The 3,760-nt window shown below is 66.6% G+C and carries 4 protein-coding genes; 2 read left to right on the top strand and 2 right to left on the bottom strand.

Translation table 11 applies throughout. The features are described from left to right. Positions 1 to 1,188 precede the first annotated feature (1,188 nt). Both EB084_21510 and EB084_21515 read left to right on the top strand, forming a co-directional pair. Positions 1,189 to 2,052 carry a hypothetical protein gene (locus EB084_21510; protein NDD30842.1) on the top strand — a complete coding sequence of 288 codons (864 nt, stop codon included), beginning with the start codon at positions 1,189 to 1,191 and terminating at the stop codon, positions 2,050 to 2,052. A 190-nt stretch (positions 2,053 to 2,242) separates the two neighbouring features. Further along, a complete protein-coding gene (locus EB084_21515; protein ID NDD30843.1) occupies positions 2,243 to 2,680 on the top strand; it encodes a hypothetical protein in 438 nt (145 codons plus the stop codon). A gap of 15 nt (positions 2,681 to 2,695) precedes the next feature. Here EB084_21515 and EB084_21520 read toward each other — a convergent pair whose 3' ends face one another. Both EB084_21520 and EB084_21525 read right to left on the bottom strand, forming a co-directional pair. Beyond that, a complete protein-coding gene (locus EB084_21520) occupies positions 2,696 to 3,304 on the bottom strand; it encodes a molybdenum cofactor guanylyltransferase (protein ID NDD30844.1) in 609 nt (202 codons plus the stop codon). Beyond that, on the bottom strand, positions 3,301 to 3,760 hold a 460-nt coding region (locus tag EB084_21525; protein ID NDD30845.1), incomplete at its 5' end, for a bifunctional riboflavin kinase/FAD synthetase. The genes EB084_21520 and EB084_21525, both read right to left, overlap by 4 nt.

Consider the following 3,760-nt stretch of genomic DNA (forward strand, 5'->3'; position numbering starts at 1 on the left):
CGGGGGGCGTGGCCGGAGCTGCGCTCTGCGCAGAAGCGACGCTCGCGCTCACGTCAGCCGAAGCGGCACCGCTCTGGTCTGCAACAAGACCCGAGGCGCCGGGATTCGGCGCCATGGGCGCGCGCTGAGTCTCCGAATCGACGCGAGGACCCGGCGTCGCGGCCGCGTCCTCGCGGGTAGTGTCGCCGCTGTCAGCGGCGTCTGAATGGTTTTCTTCTGGCATGGGTTCTGTCGGGTGGCCTTTAGCATACCATCGGGCCGGACGATCGTCAACCTGGAGGCGGCCACTGCGGCGACCCGCGGGCAGGGCGCACGGCCTCCGACCAGGCTCACGCGATGAGCCCGAAGGCCACGACGAGGCCCGCAAATCGCGCCCGAAGGCCACGACGAGGCCCGCCCTTGTGAGGTATAAGCCCATTTGGGCTTCTACTCGAGGGTATAAGCCCATTTGGGCTTCTACTCACAGAAGGGTGCGCCCTGATTCCCGCGTTCACTGCCTCCCGTTCCGCCTTGTAATCGAGCACGGTCTCAACGGAGGCCGGTGTGACAGCTGGAGGTGTCACGTGACAGCCTGGACTGTCACATCACTGCGGTGTGACAACTGGAGGTGGAACCCGCTGTGTCTCACATGGCACGTAATGGGCACAGCGGGCAGCGAGAACCCACCAGACTGAGTACTGCCACAAATGTGGTACGAAACCGCAACTACGCGCCACATCTGTGACAGTACTCGTACCCGAGCCCGCCCACGCGCCACATAGGTGACAGTACTCGTACCCGAGCCCGCCCATCAGAGTCGGGGCGCCTGCATGAGAGCAGGCTTGCGCAATCTGTTTCCCACACCCACAGGCGCTACGTGCCGCCGACAATGCGTCGGGTCGGAGGCTCGAGCGTCAGCAACGCGACCCCGCTTCGTGCGCGACTGGGCCTGCTCCCTCGGGCCGCCACCCACGTCGCGAAAGGCTCGTCCCCTGAAACAGACAACCCCAGTGACAAGAGTCCCGGGATCGCCACTCCTCCCACAACATGCGAGCTCCGCAGGACAAGGGCAGTGTCGAGGATCCCGTAGCCACCTCCGAGCACCTCCCCCAGTTGAACCCACACGGCCGACAACACGGCCCCTACGTCTCAGTCGCCGCCCACAAACGTTCACAACCGTGCGACGTTCGTTCACATCGCAGCAACCTCGTGCTTACAAATCACGCGCGCTCTGTTCACGTGCGCACGGTAGACTGCGATCAAGACATCGACCCCTTCCATGAGGAGCGCCGAACCGTGACTCGCACCATCTCGAGCACCCTCCATTCATACAGCCCGTGGGCTCACCCCAACCAACGCCCGCTTGCTCTCCTTCCCCAAGATGAAGATGCCTTCGTGGCAAGCGGACAGCGGCTCGACGCAGACGTGCTCCGCTTGCGTCGGGCAGCCCTGGGGGGTGAGACAGCGCTGGCAGACAGTGCGCAACCAGACAGCGCAGCCGCAGCCGACGAGGTGCCCCCCGATCCGGTGAAGACACGCGAGAACCTCGAGGCGGTGAAGCAGTACCTCGTGTACATGCGCACCTCGACGCAGCATCGCCAGGCCATCGAACGCCCCTGTGGCCCGTATGTGTCGTTCCAGCCTGAGGACGAGACGTCGCTCGACCTGAAGCAGCAGGCGCCGGCGCCGGCCGTCACCGTGTTCTGCCATCATGACGCTGAGCATCACCCCCACCGCCCGTTTTTCAACGACGAGCGCATCGCGCACAACTACGGACGCCAGCTCCCCGAGCAGATCGCCGGTCACATCAACGCGATGGACCTCCCGCCGGACGCCCCCGTCCTGCTGCTGGCGTGCCGAAGCGGAAACGACGAGTACGGCAGGCCCTCAGCCGAGATCATCGCCCGCAAGACAGGGCGCCCCGTGGTGGCGCCGAATGCCTGGGTCAAGGTCGGACAGGGCTGGATGGACCTGTACAGCAAGCCGAGTCACCCCGTGCAGAGGTCGTGGAAGGTCTTTCATCCAGATGGTCGCGTGGAGGAGCTGCTGAATGTCGACAACCCTCGCCACTAACCGTCCAGCAGTAGGAACGAAACGAGTCGAGCGAACAGGATACGAGATCAGTAGCCCGCACAAGCGAGCACCGCAGGCGTACTCTCGGCAGTACGTCGAGGAGCACAGACGCGGAGGGCACCGAGATCGGCGACGAGTTGCGAGCCGCAGTCGAGACAGCTACGCGACGGTTGTCAAGCTGATTGTCTGCATGCTCACGCTGGGATTTGCGTCTGGCTGTCACAGCCAGCGCGTCACAGCCCCGCTCAACGTCACGGCCCACGGCGTGGCCATCGGCATGACCGTCGACCAGGCGCGCACCGCGTTCCAGGCGCAGCAGAACGGAACACCTCCCCCTGCCGCGAAGATCACCGATCAGCGAATCGAGATGAACGGGTTCGAGGCGGTGTTCGACAACGGTCGCGTGCAGACCATCGTGTCCGATCGCATCGAGCGCAACGGCAAGGCCCTGAGCACGCGTAGCGAGCCGCTCATCTTCGAGCTTGGAGCGCCGACCCGCACCGCCGCATTGAACCTCACCTGGGAATGCCCAGATGTGGTGCTGCGGGCCGACCTAGAAGACGAGCCTCCGAAGGAGACCGGCCGTGCGGTGAACGCATTCGTCCTGGGCGTGCCCAGAGCGCGCTGACCCTGCCCGCACAGCTCATTCCCTTCCCCCGTCGAGCCGCGCACGGATGCGCGCCGCATCGTCCTCCGTGTTCAGATTGAGGAAACCGTCGAGGTGTATGTCGACGTCGCGCAGCGACTCGGCGTCGACCTCGCGCACGGGCAGGCGCGCGAGCACGCGGTGCAGCGCGCGCTCTCCCCGGGACAGGGCCGCCTCGAGGGCTGGCAGGGCGGCGCGGTTGTAGATGGCGACCAGCGGTTCGAGGCGGCCTGCGTGGCGCACCACCACGGCGGGCGCTTCCGGCGCCGCTTCGAACGCTTGCTGCAGCCGCGCCAGAACGGGCGTCGAAAGCAGCGGCAGATCACAAGCCAGTGCGAAAGACGCATCCGCGTCGAGGGCACGAAGCCCGGTGATGAGGCCGCCAAGCGGACCGGCATCGGTCACCGCATCCGGCAGCCAGGCCACTCCCCAATCCGCGAAACGGTTGCTGCCCCCCACGACACAGATCTCACCGACCAGTGGGCGCACCGCCTCGAGCACCCGCCGCGCGCAGGCCACGCCATCGATGTCGAGCAAGGCCTTGTCGCGACCGAGGCGACGGGATTGCCCTCCCGCAAGCACCACGGCGCCGAAGCGACCGCTCATAGCATCTCGCGCGCCGCCTCCACGTCGCGGTCGATCTGGGCGATGAGCGCGCGCACGTCGTCGAAACGACGCTCCTCGCGGATACGCCGCGCGAAGGCGATCTCAGCCTCGCGCCCGTAGAGGTCGGCGTCGACCCCGAAGAGGTGCGCCTCGAGCACCCGCCGGCGCTCGCCGAAGGTGGGACGAACACCGAGGTTGGCCACCCCATCACGCCACGCGTCGCCGATGCGAACGCGCACCGCGTACACGCCATCGGCCGGCAGCAGCTTGCCCTCGCCGACCTCGAGGTTGGCCGTGGGAAAGCCGATGGTGCGGCCGCGCTTGTCGCCGTGCACCACCCGTCCATACGCGAAGTACGGGCGGCCCAGCAGGCGGGCGGCCTCTTCAACCGCGCCCTCGGCCACGCACGTGCGGATTCGGGTGCTCGAAACGAGGCCACCGTCGAGCTCGACGGGC

It is taken from the genome of Pseudomonadota bacterium, assembly GCA_010028905.1.
Lineage (GTDB): Bacteria > Vulcanimicrobiota > Xenobia > RGZZ01 > RGZZ01 > RGZZ01.